Genomic DNA, 22,914 nt, shown 5'->3' on the forward strand with positions numbered 1-22,914 from the left:
TCACTCCAGAACGGACACCGCAAATCCAGATGATGGGAGATTCAGATGAGTCAAAAGGGGGCAACAGCGGCAGAGGATCGTCTACTCACTTTCGATGAAGTAGCTGACTACCTCAGCGTCTCGAAGAGCACCCTCTACTCGTGGCGAAGCCGAGAAAAGGGACCGAAGGGCATTTCAGTCGGTCGCTTCGTCCGATATCGCCGGAGCGATGTTGATGCTTGGCTGCAGAGCGAGAGCCGAGCATCCAGTGAGTAGACCCAGTCGAATCACTCTCGCTTCTGTGCGTGAGTCCGAGTGTGCGGCGCTCACCCGCGCTGAGGTCGCGAACCTATTCGGAGTCGATCCCAGGACTATCACAAGGGCAATTGAAGCCGGCGATATCCCGAGCGTGCGACTCGGGAACCGGATCCTGATCCCACGCGAACCGCTGCTCGCATTGCTCACCGCATCAGGAACACCCGCGAGTGTTGCCTGACCAAAAGAAGCGGCCCCGGGGGTAACCGGGACCGCTTCAACAAATCCAACCCGACCAAGGAAAGAAGATTCGCTATGTATGAGAATACGCTCGACCACCCAGTTCCGGCGGAGGTTTGCCCCGAATGGTGCGATCACCACGGTCTTCCGCACGAGAATTTCTGCGCCGGCTTCGACCGGACGGTGTCGCTCGCGCTTGTTGAGCCGGAGATCGACAGCGACGGCGTCACGCCAGGCTACGTCACTGTGTACCCCCAGCAACTCCTCAATGAACGGCCTGTCGTCTACATGACGGACCACCACGGCAACAACTGGGAACTCACGCCAACGGAAGCCCGCTGGATCGGGGCCGCCCTGCTGGTCGCCGCCGACGACGCGGACGGGAGTCGGTCATGAACACGACAGTGAACCGTCCCGGGGCTCTGACCGTGAACAAGCACCACGTTCTCGACGGCAGGACGCAGGCCTGCGTCGATGAGGGTGACCAGCACGCCGCGCTATGGCTATGGCTCACCCCTGAGGTTGCCGCGCAGTGGATCACCGCGCTGCAGCCCCTCGCGGATCAGGCTAAGGCGGAGGTGCCGTGCTGATGGCTAAGAAGCCGGAACTCTGGGGGGTTCATCAGGGTGAAGTCATGCCGACGATGCCGCACGGGTGGGCACTGATCTGGGATGTGACCGTGGAACAGATTGAAGCCTTACCTCGCAGCTCTTGGCCGATTGTTGACGGTATGCACGACATCCCGCCGCACTGGAAGGCCCGCGGTCGCATTCGGATCAGTGAGGCCAGGGACGCACTCGGGCTCATCGAACGGATGGAGCATACCGACTGGCCGAAAGTGCTCGACTGGTTGAAGGTCCGCCAATGACCGCCCCGCCCATCCCGAGCGTGAAACCTGACCGCCTGTTCCCGAGGGGCGCCCGGCATCCGGCCGGGTGCGTCGTGCAGTGTCCGCACTGTTCGGAGCGCCACTGGCTGGCGCTGAGCGCGGCCAGCCGGTCAGCCAGGTGTCCGCGAACCTTCGCAGAGTTCGCACTCGACTACGAAGTCGGTGGCTCCCCGTGATCGACCTCGAAGAACTCGCCGTGATCACCGAGGCGTTCCTCGTTGAGGTGCAGGCCATCCGCGACCACATGCCGCCCTAGACCTTCGAGCTTCCCCCTACCGCCCTTGCGTGCCACTGAGCCCCAGACCCGTCTGGGGGCGCGCAAGGGTCCACCATCCGAAACCTGTAGAAAGGCCTCACACCTCGTGACACCCGAGACTCGCATCCGGCCCGAACGAAAGGTGCGGTGATGCTCAGAAATCCGCGCCCTCAACCACCTGCCCTAGTACAACCCCGCGGCGGATCGACCGTCCGCACAGTCCTCGAAATCGACGTGCGCGACTACCGCGCTGCAGCCGGTTTCGACTACCACGAATTCGAGCGCCGGGCCGGGGAAACCCTCCGCCGGCTCACTCCCGGAACAGTGATCAGGTTGCATGTTGGCGCCGTCATGCCGCCGGCGCAGGAATGGCATCAACTCCCGTTCGGACCCCGGCATTACGTCGAAGTCTGCGGATCCGACCCGGACGTCCTCGCAGCCTGGCACCGCGCCCTCACCGCCGTGACACCCGCTGTGGCTGGTGGAGCCGCATGAACGAGGACGAGGAGGGTGTCACTACTAATGACACCCCAGACCCTCGATTCACAGACGGCGGGGCATTCATCTTCGACATCCCAGACACCATCCCCGCGGTGTGGGGCACCGGGCAAGAAGTGGTGTGGGCAGAAGGCGAAGCACTGATGATCGTCGGCCCCTCCGGCGTTGGGAAGACCACCCTCACCGGGCAGCTCGTGCGCGCCCTGCTGGGCCTCAGCCCCGAAGTGCTCGGATACCCCGTGCAACGAGTGCAGGGCAAGGTCCTCTACCTAGCGATGGATCGGCCCCGGCAGATCGGGCGGTCACTCCACCGGCACTTCCACCCAACCGAACGGGATGTTGTCTCTGAAAGGCTTGTCATCTGGGAGGGACCACCACCCGCCGACCTCGCCAAGAACCCACAGCTTCTCAAGAATATGTGCCTGACGGCTGGGGCGTCCGTCGTCATCGTGGACAGCCTCAAGGATGCCGCGATAGGACTCTCCGACGACGCTGTGGGCGCCGGGTACAACTCGGCCAGGCAGCTCGCTCTCGCTGCCGGCGTCGAAGTCCTCGAACTGCACCACCAGGTCAAGCGCGGGGCGAACGGCACGAAACCCAACACCCTCGCCGACGTGTACGGCTCCACCTGGATAACCGGCGGCTCCGGTTCCGTTGTCCTGCTCTGGGGCGAAGCTGGAGACCCGATAGTGGATTTGCTCCACCTGAAACAGCCTGCAGAACCTATTGGTCCGCTCAAAGTCAGCCACGACCACCACGCCGGCCGCTCCACAGTTTGGGAGCAGGCGGACGCCGAAACCATCGTCGCTGCCGCGCGCGGCGGCGTCACCGCACGCGACTACGCCGAGCAGATGTTCGACACCGACAAGCCGGATCCTTCCCAGATTGAGCGGGCACGCCGGAAACTCAATTCGCTCGTCAAAGCAGGCCGGATCGACTTCCGAGAGATCCCCGCAGCGGACGGGGCAAATCCCAGCAAGGTGTATGTCCCACGGGGGTCCACGCAGGGGTCCACGCACCTATTCGGGCGTGGACCGTCCACGGCAGCATGAGCGCCCCACGGAACCGCGCAAACAAGCCCCACGCAGGGGTCCACGGGGTCCACGCGGCAGGGGTCCACGTTCCCCTCCTCCCCTGTAAGGGGGAGGGGACGTGTGAGGGACCCATTCAGACCATCAAGTTCAATCGGAGAATCATTCATGAGCACCCTTGACCGGAAAATCCGTGACGGCGACGCCTGGCCCACCCACCGCCACAAAGAACGGCAACGGCGGAAGAACAAACGCCTCAACCAAGACCGTGAGGAAGCCCAGAGACGCCGGTTCGGGATTGAATCCCCCTTCCGACCGGTCAGACCCCGCCGAGGGTGAAAACGGGCGATCTGAACAACGCTAAGAACCTCTACATTTTTGAGAATCCGCTGCATTTGGAAGCGGAGTGACACCGGACCGCATCCCCCACGGGCAAGTCGTAAGCGTTGAAAGTGAAGCCATGAGACCGACTACAAGTTTCAAGAACGTAGAGCTCTGCAGGGCTGGCCGCTGGAACACCGGCTTGGATGAGAAAGTCATCACCCGACAGCATCTGGCATCCGCTGTTGAGGCTGCCCGTGACCCGCAGACGGATAGGGCGCCGATCAAGCTCACTCACACCGGGAAACTGGTGTTGGGCGATTCCCTGCCAGCGGCAGGGTGGGTTACGAACCTCCGCCTCTCCGAGGACGGGAACGTCTTGTTCGGTGACTTGGCGGATGTGCCAACCCGCCTGGCCGAGGTGGTGCCCGCTGCGTTCAAGCGCCGGTTCGTGGAAATGGATCTGAACGTAACTACTCCCGCTGGCAGGAAGCACGGCGCGGTGCTCACTGGTCTGGCTCTCCTCGGAGCGCAGGCGCCACCGGTTGAGTCGCTCACCGATGTGCTGAGCATCTACGCCTCGGAAGACGACACCGGTGTCACCCGTACCGCCATCATTCAGGACGACGAAGAAGACCCCGGCTGGACGGAAGAAGATTTTAGGGCGGTGGGGTTATGAGGCAGTCCCTGACCGTCCGGTTAGCGCCGGCGAACCTCGACCGGGTGACCTGTACCGCGGCCCGGCTGGGCATCAGCCTCTCCGCGGCAACGAACGCTTTGATAGCCAATTCATCAACCGAGAAGGAAACCGACAATGACCACGAAGACTGAAACGACAGCCCTTGATTCGGCTCGTGAGGCGGCTGCTACGGCCGGTGAGCGTGCGGAGGAAGCGCAGCAGGCAGCGAACGATGCCAACGCGGCTCTCACCGACATGGAGCAGGCCGCGGCCCGTGGCGACGCTGTGGATGCGCAGGCACTGACCATTGCTCGAACCGAGTTCGAGATCCGGTCATCTCGCTACCGGACCCTGGACGCCGAATCGACCGCCGCCGCAAGCGAGGTCGCACGCCTCGAGAAGGAAGTCGAGTACGACGCCCTGATCGTCCAGTTCGACGCAATCGACGCCAAGCGTCGTGCAGCAGAGAAAAAGCGTGATGACGCGAAGAAAGCCTGGGAAGCCGCAGAGGCCGCCGTGAAGGAACTGGCAGCCGCCGCGCACTCCCAGCTGAGCGGCATGGAAATGCCTGTCGTTGACGTGGCAGGCGAAGACGACGGCGAGGTAGCGATCCGTTGGCAGGTCAAGGGCTACGCGCCACGTCTGAATCCGTACGACGCAATCGGCCGAGTTTTCCGTATCCGCGGCCGGATCTACGACCGCGACGGACGCAACACCACGCACACCGGAAACCGACCACACCAGAGCTGAAAGGCACAAACACCATGGCATACCAAAGCAACCCCGCGTTCGAGTACTTCTCCAAACCTGACCGGGTGACCTGCGAAGCGGCGGCAGCGGTCGTCGGTAAGACGTTCGTGAAGCTTGCCCCCGGCGGGGCGGACCAAGCACCCAAAGTTGTTACCTGCGGGGCAGGGGAACGCCCGTACGGTGTCGCTGGCTGGGACGTCCCCGCCGGGAAGAAAGTCATCGTCCACCGGATCGGAATCATCTCCGTCACGGCGGGGGCGAACCTGGCCGGCGCGGCGGCTGTCGCTGTCGGCGCTGAGGGCAAGGCCGTACCCGTGGCAGCGGCTCCCGCCGTCGCTTACGGAGACGCCCACGCCGACACCACCGCTGGCGACGACGCAGCTATAGCACTCTCGCTATGACGGTCCAGTACCGCGACCTCGAACAGATGGTAGAGGAACTCACGGTCCTATCCCGGCGTCTCAGCGGTACATCTGGGCCGAAGATCGCCGCGAGCCGGGGCAAGGGTGAAAAGCACGCCTACACGGTTACCCGGCGTGCATTGGACCGGCTCGGGCTTGCAACACTGGAGGATTACCGGCCGCACCAGCGCCACCACTTGGAGCACCTGAGGGACACCTGCCACCGGGTAGCTAACACACCCGGGGCGGACCGCGCCGACCTGAGCACCGCAGCTGTCGGGCTCGTGTCCGCGGACATCCTCATCGCCGGGTTGGACGACATCGTTGACGAACCAGCGCACCACATCGCATTGGAGGCCGCACGATGACCAGTCTTAGATTTGAAGGCGCGGGGTTCGACCCGTTCACGGCGATGCTGGAGCGGTTCGGGTTCAACGTGCAGAACGCGGCCCCCGCGTTCGAGAAGATGGCCGACCACCAAGCCGGCGTATGGCGCGGTGCCTTCCGATCTGAGGGCGCGAGCATGAAGGAAGGCCCCTGGGATCCACTGAACCCTGACTATGGCGGTTGGAAAGCCCGGCACTTCCCAGGACGGGGGATCCTGGAACTGACTGGCGAGCTCAAGGACTCGCTGACGCAGAGGCCGTTCAGTGTGGAAGTCATCAACGACCACCAGATGATCATCGGCACCGCCGTGGAATACGCCAGCTACCACCAAGACGGGAAGGGCAACAACCCGGTACGCAAGATGGTCGGTGACCCGCGCCGTGAAGACATCAAGGTTTTCGCGAAGATCCTGCACCGGCACGTTTTCGAAACGGACCCGATCTGATGCTTGGTACGCGCTGAACGCGTACCTCAGAAACGTGCGGACCCCGCTTGCTGCGGAGCTTCCCGGGGCCGCACCCGCTGAGCCCGCCGGCCTTCCTTCCCCGGCGGGCTCAGTCACGTCCACCCTCTCAACCGGCCGCGGTGGCACCATTGGGGTATGGAGATGCTAGAGCGGATGAAGGCGATCCTCGCCCCGCTGAACGCCGACGACATCGCTTCCGTGATGGCAATGTTCCGCGGTGTCCTAGAAGCCATGCCAGACGATGACGCGGACGGCAACGACGGTCCGGTGCGGGGCAGGATCGAAACGCTGCTGCTCGGGTATGAGGCGGGTTTGAAGCGGTAGGGTACGCAGATTTTGCGTACCCCCGGCGGCGGGCAGACAGAGGTGGCGTAAATACGCCACCTCGGATGTCGCGGCGAACGGTGTCCTTAGCCCGGCTGGCCCACTTATCTATACATAAAGGGAACCCTTTGTGTATGATTAGAATATGGAAGAAAGTCCGGCACCCCTGAAAATCCTCGGATACGTGCGCGTTTCCACGAACAAACAAGACATCTCGCCCGAGGTTCAAGTAGCCGCACTGGAGGCAGAAGCAGCCCGTCTCGGCTGGAACCTCACCATCCGGCGGGAGAACGCGGCGTCAGCGAAATCGTTACGGAACCGGCCAGTCCTGGCCGAAGCGCTCGCAGACCTCAAGGCACGCCAGTTCGACGGCCTGGCTGTCTCCAAGCTCGACCGCCTCAGCCGCAACGTCGCGGACTTCGCCGCCGTACTCGAAACCGCGGCTCGCCAACGCTGGGCGTTGATCTGCTTGGATCTGAACATCGACACCAGTTCCATCACCGGATCCGCGATGGCCCAAATCACGGTGACGTTCGCTGAGCTGGAGCGAAAGAAAATCGCCGAGCGCACCCGCGAAGGCATGGCCCGCATCAAGCGGGATGACCCTGACAGGCACATGGGCCGTCTCAGCGTGCTCCCAGACGCCACAGTTGCCCGTATCCGTGCAGAACGGGAGGGCGGGGCATCCATGGCCCGGATAGCGGACACTCTGAACGCTGAGGGCGTCCCAACGGCGACGGGTGGCCGCTGGCACGCCTCCACCGTCCGCCAGGTACTCAGTCGCCCAGTCGCCGGTCTGGGTCAATGATTCCCCGGCGCCGGGAACTCATTCCACGAATCACATGTTCCCGCCTCCGGGGGGGAACATGGTCACCGCTCCCACGCTCTGACACCTCGCCCCTCCCACTGAATAGCCCGGATTCCCGCGATTCTCAAGGTCACAGACCGAGGGAGAAGCGATGGCAAGCGAGGAAGGCCGCGTCACACTGATCGCGGAGCTGCGCGACGATATCAGCGCAGGCGTCGCCGACTTGGAGGAGAACCTCGGGTCCGCCACGAAAACCGTCGAGACCGCCGGTAAACGGCAGTCCAAAGCAATCGAAGATTCAAGCCGGAAGTCCCAAACCGCATGGGACAAGCTCAACGCAAAAACCTCCGCTATGGAGAAGGTTTTCGAGAAGGTCGGCGGGAAGAACGCGTTCTCCGGTATCAAGGACGGCATCGACTCGGCTGCCCGGCGGGTGCGGGACACCGTCACCGGGATGTCCGACGACGCGAAGAAGCGACTCAAGACCGGGTTCGCGGCCGCTGGCACAGCGGCAGGGATAGCCCTAGCTGCAGGTATCGCTGGCGCGGTTGCTAAGGACTCGGCGGTGTCCCTGCTCGGCGCGCAGATGGGCTTGGATCCGAAGCAGACGAAACGGTTAGGCACACTCGCCGGGAAGGCCTACGCGGACGGCTACGGGGCTTCCATCACGGAGGTCGGGGACAGCTTCCGTGGGGTGCTCGGCGCGTTCGGGCCGATGGGAGACAAAGCCCTGACCGATGCCGCGAAGAACGCCGTAAGCATCGCGGCGATCATGGGCGAAGACGTCAGCAAGATCACCACCACCGCGGGCCAGCTCGTCAAAAACGGGCTCGCAGGGTCCGCAACAGAAGCTTTCGACCTCCTCACCGCAGCCTCGCAGAACACCGGGAAGGGCTTCCAGGGCGATCTCCTCGACGCCACCAGCGAATACGGGACGTTCTTCGCGTCCCTCGGCTTGAAAGGCCCCGAAGCGCTCGGCATCCTCACTGCGGCGTCCAAGGACGGAACCATAGGGCTCGACAAAGCCGGCGACGCCCTCAAAGAGTTTTCGATCCTCGCCACGGAAACCGACAACACCGCTGTGACCGACGCATACAACTCGCTCGGGCTGAATGCCCAGGACATGGCCGGGAAACTGTTGGCCGGCGGGGATACCGCCCGGGGTGCGTTCGACCGGATCGTGTCCGGGCTGCGGGGCATGAAAGACCCCGCAGAGCAGGCGATGACCGCCGTAGCCCTGTTCGGCACCCCGCTGGAGGACCTGGACAAAGCCAAGATCCCTTCCTTCCTCGGGTCCCTGTCCACGATGGACAGCAAGCTCGAGAACACCGCGGGGAAAGCCAGCGACGTAGCGAACCGTCTCACGACAGGCCCGGCGTCTGCCCTAGACAAAATCAAGCGCAAGGCGATGGACGCGGTGTCTGGGATCGCGGAAGCCGTGCTGCCCGTCGTTGAACCGGTGCTCGGATTCTTCACCCGGGCGGCACCGCTGATCCTCGGCGCGGCAGTGGGCTTCGGTGTTCTGGCTGGTGCGACGTGGGCGGCGAACGCGGCCCTGACCGTACAAGCCGCCGGCGGGCTCGCCCCGTTCCTGAAAACCCTGCCCCTCGTCCGGGGGATGACGATGGCGTGGGCGGCAGCGCAGTGGCTCCTGAACGCCGCGCTGAACGCGAACCCCATCGGCATCGTCGTGCTGGCCCTCGCCGCCCTGGTGGCTGGCGTCGTCTGGGCTTACCAGAATGTCGAATGGTTCCGCGACGGAGTGAACGCGGTCTGGTCTGGTATCCAGACGGCCGTGGGCGCCGTGGTCGATTGGTTCACCACCTACGTGTGGCCCGGGATCAAAGCGGTCCTCGGGTTCCTCGGCGGGGCGTTCAACGCCTTCTGGATGCTCGCCTCTGGTGTCTTCCAACTCCTCGGCGCGGCCATCGGCATCTGGTGGACGAACACTGTCCTCCCGGTCTTCGACGCCGTGGTCTGGTTCATGGAGACCATTCTCGGCCCGGCCTTCGAGTGGTTGTACGAGAACGTCATCAAACCGGTCTGGGATGGGATCTCCGCGGTCATCTCCGACGTGTGGGAAGCCCACATCAAGCCGGTGTTCGACACGATGATGTGGTTCATTCAGGAGGTCATCCCCGCCGCATTCGGCAAGGGCGTTGAAGCTGTGGGGGCGATCTGGGAGGGCATCAAAGCTATTGCTTCAGCCCCAGTGAACTTTGTCATTGACACGGTCATTAACGACGGGATCATCAAGACCTTCAACAAGGTTGCCGGGTTCCTCGGCGTCGACCCGCTCCCTTACGTGCACAACCCGCTCAAAGCTGCCAAGCATACGGGTGTGTCCACGTCGGGCGGGCCGAAGCGTGCGTTCGCGCTGGGCGGGTACACGGGCGACGGCGGCGTGCACCAGGAGGCCGGTGTGGTCCACGGCAAGGAATACGTGTTCGACGCGGACACCACCCGCCGGGCTGGTGGCAAGCGGGGCATGGATGCCCTCGCAGCTTCCCTCAAGGGCGGTGTTGGGGCGACCCCGGACATGAACCACCACATCGTGAACATTCTCCGCAAGCAGGGCAAGATGTCCGTGTCCGCGATGGGTTCCAATATGAGCCAGTGGCAGCTACCGTCCGCCACGGCCGCGTGGAACGGGCTGTCCGCACTACAGACTTACATGGGCAAGGACTACCCAGGGGTGTACGGGTACAACGCGTTCATCCCGAACTCGACGTTCGGGTATCACGCCCTCGCCATGGCCGGCGGAAACGCGATCACCTACAACACAGCCGGGATGGGTCCGGGCATGTCACCGGGCATGAAACGGGCGGTCTCAATCCACGAGCTCGGGCACATCATGGGGTTGGGTCACGACAACGGGCATTCGATCATGCAGCCGATGATGTCCGGCCGGATCCTGAATCCGACCTCGCGGGACATCGGCAAGCTGCAGGGCATCTATGGTCCACCGCGCTCCGGGCAGGCACGCAGTATGTCAGAAGCGCCACCGGGGGACAGCGGCGGCGGGGATTGGTTCAACCCGTTCGCGGGGATCATGGACGGCCTGGTGTCCATGATCCGGGACAAGTTCAGCGACACGTTCATCGCTGACCTGGCCGTCGGTGTGGGGCAGAAGATTTTCGACACCATCGGCTCGAAGTTCGGGATCTTCGACACCGGGGGCATCCTGCAACCCGGCCGGGGTGCGGTGAACCTATCCGGGAAGCCGGAGCGGGTCCTCTCCCCAGAGGAGACAGTGAAGTTCGATGACCTGGTCAACACGTACCGGGGCGGCGGTGGAGCTGGCACTGTGGTCAATTTCAACCCCACCCTGAACCTGACCGTCAACGGAGACGCCGACCCCGAAGCCATCCGCGAAGAATGGGAAGACTGGCTCGAAGAGAAGTTCGAGGAACTGGAGAGGACGGCTTACTGAGCCGGAAAGCCCTGATCATCCGGTTTGGCGTGGGGATCGAGAAATCTGGCAGCTTCCTCTTCGAAAGTGCGTTGGGGTCGTGGCGGCAGTGGAGGTCTGTCGAATATTCGCTGGCCCATGTTGAACATGTCTTCGGTAATATCGTCCACCTCCTCGCCCGTGAGACACCCCGGACAGACCATGTCGGCGCCGAATGCTTCCCAGTCGTCGTGCTCGGCATCATCCATACTTGGTGCCGGTCGGCGGCATCTGCAGCAGATCTCTGGCGGCAACTCACTGCCCATCACTTACTCTCCCTGTTGGTCCGCCGAGAAGACCTCTTGGTCTTCGACGTAGGTATAGCGAGCATTTCCGCCAACTGGTCAACGAGTTGTGGAACTGCTGCAGGATCGGCCTTGCTGGCGGAACGCATCTCAGAAAGAACGGCGGCTATAGCTTTCGCATCGTCCTTGCCCAGCCACTGTGCAACGCGAAGCCTCGCCGGGTTGGTGAAGTGCTCCGGGTAAAGAACATGCGGCGCGACACCCTTCGACTTGGCCTCTTCCTCCATCGCCTCGCGCTCGCGGAGCTGCTCCTGGTGCATCGCCCTGACACCTTGAAACTTGTTCGGCATAGCGTTTCAGCCCTTCCCTTGTAGATATTGTTCGACGTCATCCAGGCCCATCCCATAGCCCTGCTGCAGGGTATGGTTCGCGAGGACGATTGAGTCAGTCCGAGTGTCGGCGAGTTGGTATGTGCCGTATAGCAGTGCCCTCGGGTCCCTGACCCTGGATTTCATGAGCCTGAGGCCTTGGCGCTCGGCGGCGCGTCGCAAACGGTTCTCTCGTACTTTTTCATCAGTCACGGCTATGCTCCTAACAGTGCTGGAAGTGATGCTAGAAACTATACCCGAAGTGATGCCAGTAAGTCGAGACTAGCCATCCTTCGGTGCATTCCTTCGGTGGAGCGCCCTTGACCGGGAGGTCATTCGCAGGGTGCTGTCCTGACGACGCGGTTCGGGTTTCGCCGGCTTACGGGTTAAGTGCTCGATGAGAGCTTGGACTTGGCTGTCAGTCAGTAGAACTTTTCCCCGGCTGCCGCGCACATGCTCAATCTCCGAGCGGCGCGCAAGCCGGCGGATTTCATATGCGGTCAGGTGGCCCAGATGCTCGGCAACTTCCTCGGGCGTGCGGAGGCGTGGTGTCTCATTCATTTGGATCTCCCTGGGTCGGTGATAGGGACTACAGGAACTATAGGGAAAGCCGTGGTTCCGAATCTGGTTCCGCCGCGGATGCAGAATGCCGCCGTCGTATGTCTCCTCCAGACTCCCGACGCCGGCGGCAAAGCGCCGAATACGTAGGAATGCGTGATCCAACGGCGCTAGATGTGGACGCGGGAATAGGAGTTCGAGTCCCACCTGGGGCACAACTAAGCAGAACCGGCTAATCCTCGAAGTAGAGGTGCTTGTGCAACCTGCACCGCGGATTGAACGGCGCGCTGCACGAGGGACACCCGTCCAACTCGAAGTACATTTCAATGCTCAGCGTTTCCCGGCACACTCCGCACAGGATCGCCTCCGTGTTCCACTCCGTCTGCGGCCACACCGCAGCCTCGTGCCCGGTGCTTTCCCCGTGGCACAGGCGGCAGGGGTAGAACTCACCGCAGCACTTGAAGCGGATCGCGACAACGTCGAGCTCCGTGCGGTAGTGAACGCACCGGGTCTGGCCGTCGACGGTGCTGCCGAGGACGGTTGTCACAGGCGGTCGAACGGTTCTGCATAGCGGAACGGACCCGTGGGAAGCGGTGATTCTCCCAACGCCAGGATCATGAAGTGCTCACCCCACGCAGGCTCCGGCGGAAGCACACCGCGGACATCTGCTCTGACAAAGCCGAACCGTCCATAGAAGCTGGGACTTCCGAGCAGCACGAGCGAGGCTTCACCCAGGCCCGCGGCCCGGACAATGGAGCCCTCGACGAGCAGCCGCCCCACTCCCCTGCCCTGATGCGACGGAAGCACACCGATAGGCCCGAGCCCGAGCGATGGAACCTCCCCGATCCGCGCACGCGTGGTGATGACATACCCGCACACGACGCCGTCGTCGTCCTCTGCCACCAGCGAAAGCTCCGGCAAATAAGCCGGGCACTCCCACAGCTGCTCCAGCAACGCTGCCTCGATGGGCCGGGCCTTCCCCGGCGACCCGAACGCCGCCTCGATGACGGACAGTGCAGTCGGGCGGTCGGCGAGGGTTTCAGCGCGGATGATCACGATCGAGAACTATAACCGGTTTAACGACGACGGCGGCACCCTGGGTGGGGTGCCGCCGTCGTGTTCTGCTGACGAAAGTTACGCCTTGGCTTTCGCCTTCGGCTTGGCCTTCTCCGTGTCCTCGGAGCGGTCCTTGTCCAGCGACGGCGTTTCCTGCTTCTTCGGCGGAGGGGTTGCCGCCTCCCGGAACGCGCGGCGCGGGGTCTGCAGGTCCATCAACTGGGTGGTGTCGCGCCCGAACACGAAACCAAGGATCCAGTTGGTAACCACGCGGAACTTCCGCTCGAACATGGGCATGGCCATTCCGTGATAGCCGCGGTGGGCCAGCCAGGCGGGAAGCCCGCGCAAACCGAAGCCCATGATGTTGGCTACCCCCTTGTACTGGCCGAAGCCCGCAACCGCACCCAGGTTCTTGTGCTTGTACTCGCGGACCCGGCCCACACCGTAGCGTTCGGCGTAGATGTTGTCAGCCAGGAGCTTCGCCTGGCGGACTGCGTGCTGCGCGTTGGGTACGCAGAAACCGCCCACACCGCCGCCCGAAAGATCGGGAACAGCCGAGACGTCACCGGCGGTCCATGCGCCGTCCAGCGGGCCGTCGTCACCGGTGATGCGCAGCTCAGGATTAGCGCGGACCCGTCCGCGCTCGTCGATCGGGAAGTCAGTGTTGCGGACAAACGGATTGGCCTGCACACCGGCAGTCCACACGAGGGTGTCGGTCTCGAACTCATCGGCGGGCGTCTTGTCCGGCATGTTGATCAGCTTGAGCTTGCCGTCCTTCGCGCTGGCCAACGACGTGTTGAGCTTGACCTGCACGCCGCGCGAACGCAAGTGTTCAACCACCCACTTGGCCTGGTCTTCAGTGACCTCGGGCATGATCCGGCCCAGGGCCTCGACGAGCACAAAGCGGATGTCGGAGCGCTCCAGCCTGTGGTTCTTCTTGACGGCTGCCCGCGCGAGGTCCTCCATCTCGGCCAGGGCCTCGATTCCCGCGAATCCACCACCGACGACGACGAAGGTCAGCGCCCGGTCACGCTCCGGCCCCGGTTCCATCAGCGAACCGGTTTCAATGCGTTCCAGGAGCTGGTTACGCAGCGCCACAGCTTCCTCGATGGTCTTCAGGCCGATGCCTTCATTAGCCAGCCCCTCGATCGGGAAGGTGCGCGTGATCGCTCCGGCCGCGATCACGACGTCGCGGTAGGTCAGTTCGAAAGGCTCACTGCCGTCCGATGGTTCCACCACAGCGGTGCGGGACCCGTGATTGACGCGGGTGACCTTGCCGGTGATCAGCTCAGTGTCGGTGAGGTGCATGCGGTGCGAGACGACGGCGTGGCGCGCCTCGATGTTTCCGCCGGCAACCTCGGGCAGGAACGGCTGGTAGGTCATGTAGGGCAAAGGATCCACGAGGGTCACAATGCCGCCGTGGGCCCTCACCTTCTTCTGCAGCTTGTGCGCTACGTACAAACCAACGTAGCCGCCGCCGACAACAAGGATCCGGGGACGATCAGAAAACTTGGGGGTTTGAGCCATGGAACCAGCCTACCGGACTTTGTGAAAATCTTCACTAGCGTTACCGGGAGGCGGATGGCCCGTCCTGCGAGACGCCTTCTGCCGCGGATTCCTCCGCTTCCGGCTTTGCTGCGGAAGCTTCCGGTTCCCCTCCCGACGCGGATCCCCGATAGACCCTGACGACCTGATAGGTGCCGCCCAAAAGGATAAGCAGAATCACGCCACCGAAACCGAAAACAATCAACGCGGGCAGTGAGGTGGACGACGCCGCACGCTCCTCGGCAACGGGAACGGTTGGCTCAGGAAGGTCCGGCAGGGGCTTGTCCGGGGCCGGCGGTGCCGGGGAGGGCGGTGGGGGCGCCTCGCCCCGCCGATAGGTCTCGATAAACTGCGCCATGCTAACCACGCCACCGGCACCCAGCAGCGGTTCGGCGGGCACGTCGAGGTCCTCGTTCACCGCAGCTGCGGCATCGAGGATGCCGTGCCCGTAGATGGTGTCTTTCCCCGGTACCCCGGCATCCTTCGCCGTCATGATGATCCGGTTGATGACCTGCGGGGCAGTCAGGTCCGGATACTTCGAACGAATCAGGGCGGCCACACCGGACACCAGCGGAGCGGCCCCGGAGGTTCCGGACCACTTGGCTGCGTAAAGCCCACCGGGCAGTGCGCCCACGAGATTCTCCGCCGGCGCTGCGATCCCGATGCTGATGCCTTCCGAGGAGGATTCACGGCTCGCCTTGCCATCCGCGTCGAGCCCGCCTACCGCAAGGACCCCCGGCATGGTCGCGGGAGCGCCAACCTGCACCGAACCGCCGGCGCGGTTGCCCGCTGCGGCGACGATCACGACGTCGTTCTGTTCCGCATACAGGAAGGCTTCGTCCCAGCTTTCCGGCCAGGTGGGAGAGGTGCTGCCCAGCGACATGTTGATCACCGAGGCCCCGTTGTCCACGGCCCAGCGCACGGCGTTGGGAATCTGGTCATCGATGCTGATCCCCGCCGGGTTGGGCCCGCTTGACTCACCGCCAATCCAGAGCGAGACGGCAAGGAGGTCCGCTTCGGGTGCAACCCCAATGACGCCGTCGGGCCCGCGGCCCACCGGATCCTCCTCCGGTTCGGCCGTCGGTGAAGCAGACGGTGAAGCCGATGGGGAGGGTGACGCGGACGGCGACCCGGAGGGCGACGGTGAGGCGTCGTCGTCGGGCTCCTCCTCGGGAACGTGTCCGCGCCCCGCGAGGAGGCTGGCGACCAGCGTGCCATGCTCAGGCACCTCGCCGAGGCCCTCCTGCCCGTTGGGCGCTCCGGCGCCGGAGACATCCGTCCCGCCGACAACTGCCCCTGCCAGGTCCGGATGACTGCCGTCCACACCACTGTCGATGACCGCGACCGTCACACCCTTCCCCCGTGTGCTTTCCCAGGCCTCCTTGATGCCGTAATCCTCGAGCCAGTACTCCCGCTCGCGAAGCTCGGCCCCGTGCGCGTGCGCGGCATCGAGCGGAGCAACTATGGTTGCGCTGCAACCCAGGAAAATCGCGACGACGGCGGCAAGGGGCCGCAAACCGTACACCTGGGCTGAAGAAGCGGTCACTGCTGCGCCCGTTCCTGCGCGGCAGCGCTGAGGGCGATGCCGTCGAGGATGTCATGCTCGCTGGCCACGGCGCCCTGCACCCGGCCACCGGTCGCCTCGGCGACCCTGCGGACGATCGTTCGCCAGATCAGGGCTCCGGCGCCTATCACGTCGACCCGGCCCGGATGCATGTAGGGCAGTGCTGCGCGCTCCGAGCGGGGCAGGTGCAGCAGGGAGGTCGCGGCGTCATGCACTTCGGCAACGCTGAGCTCTGCGCCGTGGATGCGATCTGATAAATACTCAGGAAGTTTCAGTGCGTGCGCCGTGACGGTTGTAATGCTTCCAGCAACGCCGATGATCCCCCGAACGGACGCAAGGTCCACTGCCGCGTCCGCTTCGTCGATCATCCGGCCGACCTCGGCCTCTGCAGCAGCGATTTCCGTGTCCGTAGGCGGATCTGAGGGCAGGAATCGTTCCGTGAAGCGGACGCAACCCATATCCATGCTGCGCGCCGCCGTGACCCGACCGTGGGAACCCACGACAAACTCGGTGCTTCCGCCACCCAGGTCCGCCACCAGGACCGGCTCATCCGCCTCACTCCCGAGAACGCTGGAAGCTCCTGCGAAGGACAACTCCGCCTCTTCGCTGCCGCTGACTACTTCAGGCTCCACGCCAAGGCGGGTCCGGACACCATCGATGAACTCGTCCCGGTTATCCGCATCACGCGTGGCCGAGGTCGCCACGAACCGCACACGATCCACCGCATTTTCCGCGATCAGGCCTGCATACTCATCCACCGCGGTCAAGGTCCGTTCCAGCGCTTCGGGGGCGAGCCTGCCCGTAGCATCGACCCCCTGGCCGAGCCTCACCACACGCATAAGGCGTACGACGTCGGCCAGCCGGCCCTCGTCGTCGACGTCCGCTATTAACAGGCGGATGGAATTTGTTCCGCAATCTACCGCTGCAGTACGCATGTCAGGCCTTCCCTTCACCGGTTCGGCGTTCGGCGCGCTTTCTGTCCAGTTCCTCAGGGCTCAGGCCCTGCGTCTTCACGTGCCGGCTAAGGTCTCTTGCCGGTACAACGCCCGTGGTGTCCCACGCACCGTGGCAGCTGCACCGGTCAGGTGTCCACCATTCAACGATCGCCGCGAGCGCCTCATCCCCAAGCGGGTTGACGCCCGGACCTGCCGCAAGCGAGTGACCCACAAGGACGTGGAGGCACTTCACGCGGCTTGGCATCCCACCCGCCGAAACGCCGGCGATCTCCGGCACGGCGCCGATCCCGCTGCGGGTTCCTACCTCCGCGCGGGCCCGCAGGTACGCTTCGTGGGCATCCCGGTAGCGGGCCGCGAGGGCTTCGTCCTGCTCCAGGCGCGCAGTCATCTCGGCCATGGTTCCCGCCGCCTCCAGCCGCGAAACCGCTGCGGTGATGACGGGATGGGTCAGGTAGTACGTGGTGGGAAAAGGGATTCCGTTCGCAAGGCGTGGGGCGGTGGTCGCAACCAGCGGATTGCCGCACACACAGCGGGCGCCGATTTCAACGACGTCACGCACCGGACGCCCCAACTGCCGGCTCAGCGTCTCCAAATCAGCCGCGGTGGGCGCGAGCATATTTGCTTCCGTCACGGCGGTCCTTCCTGTGGCTGTGTATTCCTGCACAGACCAAGGTTAGTCGGTGGCCGCCCGCCCAACAGATTCCCACAGGGCGTCCGCCCAGGGCAGGTCCTGCGGTGCCGCCGCTGACTGCTGCTCCTCCGAGGGTTCAATTTCCGTGCCGCCCTTGACCAGATAGCGTGTCTCTCCCGGCATGACGAGGAACAGCCTGTCCCTCGCCTGCTGCCGAATGTAGGCGGGATCATCCCACCGGGTGATCTGCGTCTGCAGGTTCTCCTGCTCCTGTTCGAGTGCGGTGATTCGTTCCTGCAACGCTTCGGTCTCCGCCCGCTGCTGAAGGTACGTACGGATCGAAGGTGCCAGCAGCACGGTGATCGTGATCAGTACGACGGCGAGTGCCAACAGCCTACCGGAGAAGGCCTTGGCGGGGATCGGTTTAGCGTCCTCGGCCGGAACGATCGCGCGCTCCGAGGAGCGGCGGAAAGGCGCCCTGGCGGTTCGGATGGCGCCGGCGAGCTGGGAGGGCTCCGCGGCACGATTCTCCGAGGGCGATGCCTTCTTCTGCGGCGCTCTTCTTTCAGCCTTGTGGGGAGCGTCCGGGGCTTTGCCCGAGTCTTTCCCGGGCGCGGGTGCATGGCGTTCGGCTGCCGGCTTGTGGTCACTGTGGTGGCCGGCAGACTTGCCGGTCTGCGTTGAAGCGCCCTGGGCGCCAGGGCGCTTCAACGGTGGTGACTCTCGCTGCCCGCCGGTTCGCGTGGTGCGCGGAACGCTGGGGCGTCGGGTGGACATCGGGCTCCTTGCTCACGCTTCGCTGTTCCATCAGAGCGTTCAACTGCTGACGGCTACCTGCTTAACGAGGGTAGCGCCCGATGCCCCGCCGATCAGGCAGTGAAACGCGGGAAAGCAGAACGGCCGGCGTAGCGCGCGGCGTCGTCCAGCTCTTCCTCGATGCGCAGCAGCTGGTTGTACTTTGCGACGCGCTCGGAGCGTGCGGGAGCACCGGTCTTGATCTGACCTGCGTTGGTAGCCACGCAGATGTCCGCGATCGTGGTGTCCTCGGTTTCGCCGGAACGGTGTGAGGTGATGGTGGTGTAACCGGAGCGCTGAGCCAGGGAAATGGCGTCGAGCGTCTCGGTGAGGGTGCCGATCTGATTGACCTTCACGAGCAGCGAGTTGCCGGTGTCTGCCTTGATGCCGCGCTCAAGGCGCGTCGGGTTGGTGACGAACAGGTCATCGCCCACGAGCTGGACCTTCTCGCCGAGGGACTCGGTGAGTACCTTCCAGCCTTCCCAGTCTTCCTCGTCCAGCGGGTCCTCGATGGAGACCAGCGGGTAGTCCCGGACGAGTTCCTCGTAGTAGGAGCGCATCGCGGCGGAATCGAGCGTCTTGCCCTCGAAGTGGTACGCGCCGTCCTTGTAGAACTCTGACGCAGCCACGTCGAGTGCGAAGGCGATGTCGGTACCCGGCTTGTAGCCCGCGCGCTCGATGGCTGAGGTGATCAGGTCCAAAGCGTCGCGGTTGGACGGCAGGTTCGGAGCGAACCCGCCCTCGTCGCCAAGACCGGTAGCCAGGCCCTTCTCGTTCAGTACCTTCTTCAGCTCGTGGTAGACCTCAACACCCCAGCGCAGGCCCTCCGAGTAGGACTCAGCACCCAGCGGCACGATCATGAATTCCTGGATGTCGACGTCGGAATCGGCGTGCGAACCGCCGTTCAGGATGTTCATCAGGGGTACGGGCAGAACGTGAGCGTTCGGTCCTCCCAGGTAGCGGTACAGCGGAAGTGCGGAGGACTCAGCTGCAGCACGCGCAATGGCCAGGGAAACGCCGAGCATTGAATTGGCGCCGAGGTTGGACTTGTTCTCGGTGCCGTCCAGGTCGATCATCGCCTGGTCAATGGCACGCTGATCCCCAGCGTCGAAACCCAGGAGCGCAGGCTGGATCTGCTCGATGACGGCTTCAACGGCCTGCAGTACGCCTTTGCCGAGGTAGCGGTCCTTATCACCGTCACGGCGTTCGTTCGCTTCGAACGCACCGGTGGATGCACCAGAGGGGACGGCTGCGCGGCCGAAGGTGTCGTCGTCGAGCAGTACCTCAACCTCAACCGTGGGATTCCCGCGGGAGTCGAGGATTTCACGTGCGTGGATGGCATCAATGATCGCCATGGAATTGCTCCTGTTCTTGGGCTTTCGTGGAAATTTCTTCGGGTACGGACAATGCGAAGCGTGCGCACCGCTGAAACAAGCCGGTTTGCACAGCGTCTTCGCGGGGGATTCGGTACTCAGCCTAGTTCAAAGCAGCGGTCAACGAGCGTCCGTGACGCTGCCGGATTCCCGCCCCAACGCAGCATCCGCATACTCTTCCTGGTAGCGGCGCACCGCCAGCCTCAGCGCGCGTTCCGGGTCAAGGCCGGAGTCCACGGCACCATGCACGAGGTCCAGCAGCACACTGCCGAGCTCCTCCTCAGAGGTTGGGCCGGACCGGGCGGTCGCTGGCGGGCCGGAATGTCCACTGTCGCGCCTGGCGCGGGTAACAGACTTCGCGGCGAGCGCAAGCGCGGGCAAGTGTGCCGGAAGGCTATCGAATGGAGTGGTCGATTCCGGTTTCTCAGCACTCTTGCGCCGGTGCCACTGCGCTTCAATTTCCTGGATGGTAGCGCCGGAATCAGGCTTCAACTCCCCCTCCGCTGTGAACACGTGTGAGTTGCGCCGGATCATCTTGGCGGTCAGGCCCTCGACGACGTCGGTGATACGGAAGGAGCCGCGTTCCTCCTGCAGCCGCGCGTGAAGCACCACTTGCAGGAGGACATCGCCCAGTTCAGCGCGCAACTCGTCGGGGTTGGCGGGCCCCTCGATCACCTCGAGTAACTCGTAACACTCCTCTACGAGGTACTCCGCGAGGGACTCATGCGTCAGCTCGCCCATCCATGGGCAGCGTTCACGCAGCAACCCGATCACTTCCACCAGGCGCTCGAAGGCAGCGCCTGGTGTTCGTGCGGTTACGCTCATGCCCCGCTGGCGGAGTCGTACCCCTGGCCAATGAGTTCGGCGAGCGCAGTGCGGCTCTCCAACGGCAGGAACGCGGCCTCGACGGCGTTCAGAGTGAGTTCAAGGAGATCATCGAGATCGTAGTCGAACGTCTCGACGAGCAGTTCGAACTCGTCCGTGAGCGTGACGCCGCTCATCAGGCGGTTGTCGGTGTTCACCGTGATGTTGAAGCCGAGCTGATAAAGCAGGTCGATCGGGTGGCTTGTGATGTCCTTGCCGAAAGCCGCGATCGCACCGGTCTGCAGGTTCGACGAGGGGCAGACTTCCAACGGGATACCGCGGTCGCGTACCCAGGCGGCAACCCTGCCGAGTGTCGCCATACCTACGCCGGCTTCGGGGCCGGTCGCGCCGTCGTCGTACTCCACCGTGATGTCCTCGGCGATGCGCACGCCGTGCCCAAGGCGCAGGGCGCGGCCGCTGACGAGCGCGTCAACAATGCTCTCGATTCCGGCAGCCTCGCCGGCGTGGACCGTCGCTGGGAACTGGTGCTGCGCGAGGTAGGTGAAAGCGTCTGCGAGGCGGGATGGCGGGAACCCATCCTCGGCACCGGCGATGTCGAAGCCAACCGCGCCGCGGTCACGGTGGCGGACGGCGAGCTCGGCGATCTCCAGGCCTCGGTCCGCGTGGCGCATGGCGGTGATCAGCTGGCCCACCTGGATAGTGCGCCCGGTAGCGGCCACGGCTTCCACCCCGGCGTCGAGGCCCTCCTGCACCGCCTCCACCGCTTCGTCGAGGGTAAGGCCCTTCGCGAGGTGCTGTTCCGGAGCCCACCGCACCTCGCCGTACACCACGCCGTCGTCAGCCAGGTCCTCCACGAACTCCCGGGCCACGCGGGAGAGCCCCTCGCGGGTCTGCATGACCGCGATGGTGTGGTCGAAAGTCTCAAGGTAGCGGACCAGGGACCCGGAGTTCGCGGAGTCCCGGAACCATTCGCCGAGCGCCACGGAATCCGTTGAGGGCAGTTGGTGCCCGGCGGCTTCGGCCAGCTCGATGATGGTGGCAGGACGGAGCCCACCGTCGAGGTGGTCATGCAGCGAAACCTTGGGCAGGCTCCGGATGTCAAAGGTGATGTCAGTGGCAAGGGAAGTCATAGGTTCAGTCACAGGCCAAGACTACGCGCCACGAAGCAGCCTGGCACACCGTGCAGTTGCGGGCGGAAATCACGCGCGGTTACCCGGGTCGACGGCGGCGGTGGCGCACTCAGCCTCCAGCACCTCAGGCGCTACGGCCCCTGCCTCCAGGCCCTCTCCGGGATCCGTTACAGACGCGGGTTGCCGGGGATGGAGCCGCTCCGGTCGCGGGCGGACCGGAGTGGATCCGCGGACCGCACTGATCACGCGGTCCACAATGAAACCGAGCACTACGGCAACGGCGATCGCTACCATCACGCCCAGCAGGTGGTTATCTTCGAACCAGGCCCCGGCGAGCGCGCCGATCCCCACCGAATAGCTGCCCCACGCGATGGCGGAAATGCCGGTGAGGGCAACGAAGCGTCGTCGTGAGTAGCCTGTTGCGCCCGCGGTTAGGTTCACAGCCACCCGGCCGAACGGGATGAAGCGGGCCACGAGGATGAGGGATGCGGCGCGTTTCTCCAGTTCGTAGCCTGCCCATTCGAACGCCTTCTGCGAGCGCGGCCTGCGCATCCAGGCGAACCGCTTGGTGCCGATGCCCCTGCCCATCAGGTAGGCGATGTTGTCACCCACGAAGGCGCCCAACGCGGCTACCAGGATCAGCAGCCAACTGTTGGGAACGCCCTGTGTGATCACGAGCGAAGCCAACCCCACCACTACGGACTCGCTGGGGAACGGCGGGAAGAAGCCGTCAACCGTGCAGCACACAAATACCAGGAGGTAGACCCACGGCTGCTCCGCGGTACTGAGGATGAAGTCACTCAGCCCATTCGTCACAGCATTGAATGCGTCCACAGCGCTCCTTGGATTGTCTGGCTTTCGGTGCCGCCGCAGCCCGATGCGGCATATCCAACGATGCCAGTATCGATTCGGTGCCACCATGGGGTGTCCCCCTGAGAGACCCCCGGCTCCAGCCTTTCTCCAAGGTTAGGGTTTAAGCTCAGACCCCCGCGTCGCCCGAAGGGCTGATCTTGTCTCCACGGATAGTCCCCCTGTGGTATGACCCGTTAAATTCCATCGACTCTCCAATAGCGTTCGTGGCCATCCCCACGCTCGCAAGCTCGCACGGGTCCCCTAGCCACTCTCTTACGGTT

At 64.1% G+C, this 22,914-nt stretch carries 30 protein-coding genes and 1 pseudogene; 17 read left to right on the plus strand and 14 right to left on the minus strand.

Translation table 11 applies throughout. The features are described from left to right. Positions 1-45 precede the first annotated feature (45 nt). The 17 genes from ACX80C_RS14520 (at position 46) to ACX80C_RS14600 (ending at position 10,717) form a co-directional block, all read left to right on the plus strand. Positions 46-255 carry a helix-turn-helix transcriptional regulator gene (locus tag ACX80C_RS14520; protein WP_459327160.1) on the plus strand — a complete coding sequence of 70 codons (210 nt, stop codon included), beginning with the start codon at positions 46-48 and terminating at the stop codon, positions 253-255. After that, on the plus strand, positions 215-475 hold the full coding sequence (locus tag ACX80C_RS14525; protein ID WP_459327161.1) for a helix-turn-helix domain-containing protein: 261 nt from the start codon (positions 215-217) through the stop codon (positions 473-475). The genes ACX80C_RS14520 and ACX80C_RS14525 overlap by 41 nt, the downstream gene beginning before the upstream one ends. A gap of 74 nt (positions 476-549) precedes the next feature. Continuing rightward, positions 550-870 carry a hypothetical protein gene (locus ACX80C_RS14530; protein WP_459327162.1) on the plus strand — a complete coding sequence of 107 codons (321 nt, stop codon included), beginning with the start codon at positions 550-552 and terminating at the stop codon, positions 868-870. Beyond that, a complete protein-coding gene (locus ACX80C_RS14535; protein ID WP_459327163.1) occupies positions 867-1,064 on the plus strand; it encodes a hypothetical protein in 198 nt (65 codons plus the stop codon). The genes ACX80C_RS14530 and ACX80C_RS14535 overlap by 4 nt, the downstream gene beginning before the upstream one ends. Continuing rightward, the gene (locus ACX80C_RS14540; protein WP_459327164.1) at positions 1,064-1,342 is read left to right on the plus strand and encodes a hypothetical protein; all 279 of its coding nucleotides are present in this window, start codon (positions 1,064-1,066) and stop codon (positions 1,340-1,342) included. The genes ACX80C_RS14535 and ACX80C_RS14540 overlap by 1 nt, the downstream gene beginning before the upstream one ends. Before the next feature lie 79 nt (positions 1,343-1,421). Next, positions 1,422-1,619 carry a hypothetical protein gene (locus tag ACX80C_RS14545; RefSeq protein WP_459327165.1) on the plus strand — a complete coding sequence of 66 codons (198 nt, stop codon included), beginning with the start codon at positions 1,422-1,424 and terminating at the stop codon, positions 1,617-1,619. Positions 1,620-1,769: 150 nt separating this feature from the next. After that, positions 1,770-2,114, plus strand: coding sequence for a hypothetical protein (locus tag ACX80C_RS14550; RefSeq protein WP_459327166.1), 345 nt, complete (start codon positions 1,770-1,772; stop codon positions 2,112-2,114). After that, positions 2,111-3,169 (plus strand): AAA family ATPase, encoded by a 1,059-nt coding sequence (locus tag ACX80C_RS14555; RefSeq protein WP_459327167.1) that lies wholly within the window; start codon positions 2,111-2,113, stop codon positions 3,167-3,169. Before ACX80C_RS14550 ends, ACX80C_RS14555 begins: the two co-directional genes overlap by 4 nt. A gap of 439 nt (positions 3,170-3,608) precedes the next feature. Next, entirely contained in the window at positions 3,609-4,148 is a 540-nt protein-coding gene (locus ACX80C_RS14560) for a hypothetical protein (RefSeq protein ID WP_459327168.1), read from the plus strand. Continuing rightward, positions 4,145-4,300, plus strand: coding sequence for a ribbon-helix-helix domain-containing protein (locus tag ACX80C_RS14565; RefSeq protein WP_459327169.1), 156 nt, complete (start codon positions 4,145-4,147; stop codon positions 4,298-4,300). Before ACX80C_RS14560 ends, ACX80C_RS14565 begins: the two co-directional genes overlap by 4 nt. Next, entirely contained in the window at positions 4,284-4,898 is a 615-nt protein-coding gene (locus ACX80C_RS14570; protein WP_459327170.1) for a hypothetical protein, read from the plus strand. Before ACX80C_RS14565 ends, ACX80C_RS14570 begins: the two co-directional genes overlap by 17 nt. Before the next feature lie 14 nt (positions 4,899-4,912). Continuing rightward, positions 4,913-5,299 carry a hypothetical protein gene (locus ACX80C_RS14575; RefSeq protein WP_459327171.1) on the plus strand — a complete coding sequence of 129 codons (387 nt, stop codon included), beginning with the start codon at positions 4,913-4,915 and terminating at the stop codon, positions 5,297-5,299. After that, on the plus strand, positions 5,296-5,667 hold the full coding sequence (locus tag ACX80C_RS14580) for a hypothetical protein (protein WP_459327172.1): 372 nt from the start codon (positions 5,296-5,298) through the stop codon (positions 5,665-5,667). The genes ACX80C_RS14575 and ACX80C_RS14580 overlap by 4 nt, the downstream gene beginning before the upstream one ends. Further along, positions 5,664-6,131 (plus strand): phage virion morphogenesis protein, encoded by a 468-nt coding sequence (locus tag ACX80C_RS14585; protein ID WP_459327173.1) that lies wholly within the window; start codon positions 5,664-5,666, stop codon positions 6,129-6,131. The genes ACX80C_RS14580 and ACX80C_RS14585 overlap by 4 nt, the downstream gene beginning before the upstream one ends. 156 nt (positions 6,132-6,287) lie before the next feature. Continuing rightward, positions 6,288-6,476 (plus strand): hypothetical protein, encoded by a 189-nt coding sequence (locus ACX80C_RS14590; RefSeq protein ID WP_459327174.1) that lies wholly within the window; start codon positions 6,288-6,290, stop codon positions 6,474-6,476. 145 nt (positions 6,477-6,621) lie between these two features. Next, a complete protein-coding gene (locus ACX80C_RS14595) occupies positions 6,622-7,284 on the plus strand; it encodes a recombinase family protein (protein WP_459327175.1) in 663 nt (220 codons plus the stop codon). A 151-nt stretch (positions 7,285-7,435) separates the two neighbouring features. Next, positions 7,436-10,717, plus strand: coding sequence for a hypothetical protein (locus ACX80C_RS14600; protein ID WP_459327176.1), 3,282 nt, complete (start codon positions 7,436-7,438; stop codon positions 10,715-10,717). Here ACX80C_RS14600 and ACX80C_RS14605 read toward each other — a convergent pair. From ACX80C_RS14605 to ACX80C_RS14670, 14 genes and pseudogenes are all read right to left on the minus strand, one after another. After that, on the minus strand, positions 10,711-10,944 hold the full coding sequence (locus ACX80C_RS14605) for a hypothetical protein (protein ID WP_459327177.1): 234 nt from the start codon (positions 10,942-10,944) through the stop codon (positions 10,711-10,713). The genes ACX80C_RS14600 and ACX80C_RS14605 overlap by 7 nt on opposite strands. A gap of 56 nt (positions 10,945-11,000) precedes the next feature. After that, on the minus strand, positions 11,001-11,300 hold the full coding sequence (locus tag ACX80C_RS14610; protein WP_459327178.1) for a hypothetical protein: 300 nt from the start codon (positions 11,298-11,300) through the stop codon (positions 11,001-11,003). Positions 11,301-11,630: 330 nt separating this feature from the next. Beyond that, positions 11,631-11,909, minus strand: coding sequence for a hypothetical protein (locus ACX80C_RS14615; RefSeq protein ID WP_459327179.1), 279 nt, complete (start codon positions 11,907-11,909; stop codon positions 11,631-11,633). Positions 11,910-12,138: 229 nt separating this feature from the next. Next, entirely contained in the window at positions 12,139-12,453 is a 315-nt protein-coding gene (locus tag ACX80C_RS14620) for a CHY zinc finger protein (protein WP_459327180.1), read from the minus strand. Further along, positions 12,450-12,962, minus strand: a complete 513-nt coding sequence (locus ACX80C_RS14625) for a GNAT family N-acetyltransferase (protein ID WP_459327181.1) — start codon at positions 12,960-12,962, stop codon at positions 12,450-12,452. Before ACX80C_RS14625 ends, ACX80C_RS14620 begins: the two co-directional genes overlap by 4 nt. A 78-nt stretch (positions 12,963-13,040) precedes the next feature. Next, on the minus strand, positions 13,041-14,489 hold the full coding sequence (locus ACX80C_RS14630) for an NAD(P)/FAD-dependent oxidoreductase (protein WP_459327182.1): 1,449 nt from the start codon (positions 14,487-14,489) through the stop codon (positions 13,041-13,043). A 40-nt stretch (positions 14,490-14,529) separates the two neighbouring features. Then, positions 14,530-16,053 (minus strand): S8 family serine peptidase, encoded by a 1,524-nt coding sequence (locus ACX80C_RS14635; RefSeq protein WP_459327183.1) that lies wholly within the window; start codon positions 16,051-16,053, stop codon positions 14,530-14,532. Further along, positions 16,050-17,006 (minus strand): Ppx/GppA phosphatase family protein, encoded by a 957-nt coding sequence (locus tag ACX80C_RS14640; protein ID WP_459327184.1) that lies wholly within the window; start codon positions 17,004-17,006, stop codon positions 16,050-16,052. Before ACX80C_RS14640 ends, ACX80C_RS14635 begins: the two co-directional genes overlap by 4 nt. A 1-nt stretch (position 17,007) precedes the next feature. Further along, a complete protein-coding gene (locus ACX80C_RS14645) occupies positions 17,008-17,643 on the minus strand; it encodes a DUF501 domain-containing protein (RefSeq protein ID WP_459327221.1) in 636 nt (211 codons plus the stop codon). 57 nt (positions 17,644-17,700) lie between these two features. Continuing rightward, on the minus strand, positions 17,701-18,435 hold the full coding sequence (locus ACX80C_RS14650) for a septum formation initiator family protein (protein WP_459327185.1): 735 nt from the start codon (positions 18,433-18,435) through the stop codon (positions 17,701-17,703). A 92-nt stretch (positions 18,436-18,527) separates the two neighbouring features. Further along, a complete protein-coding gene (gene eno, locus ACX80C_RS14655; RefSeq protein WP_459327186.1) occupies positions 18,528-19,808 on the minus strand; it encodes a phosphopyruvate hydratase in 1,281 nt (426 codons plus the stop codon). Positions 19,809-19,946: 138 nt separating this feature from the next. Further along, a complete protein-coding gene (locus tag ACX80C_RS14660; protein WP_459327187.1) occupies positions 19,947-20,651 on the minus strand; it encodes a MazG nucleotide pyrophosphohydrolase domain-containing protein in 705 nt (234 codons plus the stop codon). Beyond that, positions 20,648-21,781, minus strand: a complete 1,134-nt coding sequence (locus tag ACX80C_RS14665; protein WP_459327222.1) for an adenosine deaminase — start codon at positions 21,779-21,781, stop codon at positions 20,648-20,650. Before ACX80C_RS14665 ends, ACX80C_RS14660 begins: the two co-directional genes overlap by 4 nt. A 204-nt stretch (positions 21,782-21,985) precedes the next feature. Beyond that, positions 21,986-22,597, minus strand: a pseudogene (locus ACX80C_RS14670) (DedA family protein); the annotation flags it as partial. Positions 22,598-22,914 lie beyond the last annotated feature (317 nt).

It is taken from the genome of Arthrobacter tecti (assembly GCF_054511355.1).

Excerpts from the sequence above, each read along its gene's own strand:
- ACX80C_RS14520 (WP_459327160.1), top strand. The coding sequence starts at position 46 with ATGAGTCAAAAGGGGGCAACAGCGGCAGAGGATCGTCTACTCACTTTC.
- ACX80C_RS14525 (WP_459327161.1), top strand. The coding sequence starts at position 215 with ATGCTTGGCTGCAGAGCGAGAGCCGAGCATCCAGTGAGTAGACCCAGT.
- ACX80C_RS14530 (WP_459327162.1), top strand. The coding sequence starts at position 550 with ATGTATGAGAATACGCTCGACCACCCAGTTCCGGCGGAGGTTTGCCCC.
- ACX80C_RS14535 (WP_459327163.1), top strand. The coding sequence starts at position 867 with ATGAACACGACAGTGAACCGTCCCGGGGCTCTGACCGTGAACAAGCAC.
- ACX80C_RS14540 (WP_459327164.1), top strand. The coding sequence starts at position 1,064 with ATGGCTAAGAAGCCGGAACTCTGGGGGGTTCATCAGGGTGAAGTCATG.
- ACX80C_RS14550 (WP_459327166.1), top strand. The coding sequence starts at position 1,770 with ATGCTCAGAAATCCGCGCCCTCAACCACCTGCCCTAGTACAACCCCGC.
- ACX80C_RS14555 (WP_459327167.1), top strand. The coding sequence starts at position 2,111 with ATGAACGAGGACGAGGAGGGTGTCACTACTAATGACACCCCAGACCCT.
- ACX80C_RS14560 (WP_459327168.1), top strand. The coding sequence starts at position 3,609 with ATGAGACCGACTACAAGTTTCAAGAACGTAGAGCTCTGCAGGGCTGGC.
- ACX80C_RS14565 (WP_459327169.1), top strand. The coding sequence starts at position 4,145 with ATGAGGCAGTCCCTGACCGTCCGGTTAGCGCCGGCGAACCTCGACCGG.
- ACX80C_RS14570 (WP_459327170.1), top strand. The coding sequence starts at position 4,284 with ATGACCACGAAGACTGAAACGACAGCCCTTGATTCGGCTCGTGAGGCG.
- ACX80C_RS14575 (WP_459327171.1), top strand. The coding sequence starts at position 4,913 with ATGGCATACCAAAGCAACCCCGCGTTCGAGTACTTCTCCAAACCTGAC.
- ACX80C_RS14580 (WP_459327172.1), top strand. The coding sequence starts at position 5,296 with ATGACGGTCCAGTACCGCGACCTCGAACAGATGGTAGAGGAACTCACG.
- ACX80C_RS14585 (WP_459327173.1), top strand. The coding sequence starts at position 5,664 with ATGACCAGTCTTAGATTTGAAGGCGCGGGGTTCGACCCGTTCACGGCG.
- ACX80C_RS14590 (WP_459327174.1), top strand. The coding sequence starts at position 6,288 with ATGGAGATGCTAGAGCGGATGAAGGCGATCCTCGCCCCGCTGAACGCC.
- ACX80C_RS14595 (WP_459327175.1), top strand. The coding sequence starts at position 6,622 with ATGGAAGAAAGTCCGGCACCCCTGAAAATCCTCGGATACGTGCGCGTT.
- ACX80C_RS14600 (WP_459327176.1), top strand. The coding sequence starts at position 7,436 with ATGGCAAGCGAGGAAGGCCGCGTCACACTGATCGCGGAGCTGCGCGAC.
- ACX80C_RS14605 (WP_459327177.1), bottom strand. The coding sequence starts at position 10,944 with ATGGATGATGCCGAGCACGACGACTGGGAAGCATTCGGCGCCGACATG.
- ACX80C_RS14610 (WP_459327178.1), bottom strand. The coding sequence starts at position 11,300 with ATGCACCAGGAGCAGCTCCGCGAGCGCGAGGCGATGGAGGAAGAGGCC.
- ACX80C_RS14615 (WP_459327179.1), bottom strand. The coding sequence starts at position 11,909 with ATGAATGAGACACCACGCCTCCGCACGCCCGAGGAAGTTGCCGAGCAT.
- ACX80C_RS14630 (WP_459327182.1), bottom strand. The coding sequence starts at position 14,489 with ATGGCTCAAACCCCCAAGTTTTCTGATCGTCCCCGGATCCTTGTTGTC.
- ACX80C_RS14640 (WP_459327184.1), bottom strand. The coding sequence starts at position 17,006 with ATGCGTACTGCAGCGGTAGATTGCGGAACAAATTCCATCCGCCTGTTA.
- ACX80C_RS14645 (WP_459327221.1), bottom strand. The coding sequence starts at position 17,643 with ATGCTCGCGCCCACCGCGGCTGATTTGGAGACGCTGAGCCGGCAGTTG.
- ACX80C_RS14650 (WP_459327185.1), bottom strand. The coding sequence starts at position 18,435 with ATGTCCACCCGACGCCCCAGCGTTCCGCGCACCACGCGAACCGGCGGG.
- eno (WP_459327186.1), bottom strand. The coding sequence starts at position 19,808 with ATGGCGATCATTGATGCCATCCACGCACGTGAAATCCTCGACTCCCGC.
- ACX80C_RS14660 (WP_459327187.1), bottom strand. The coding sequence starts at position 20,651 with ATGAGCGTAACCGCACGAACACCAGGCGCTGCCTTCGAGCGCCTGGTG.
- ACX80C_RS14665 (WP_459327222.1), bottom strand. The coding sequence starts at position 21,781 with ATGACTTCCCTTGCCACTGACATCACCTTTGACATCCGGAGCCTGCCC.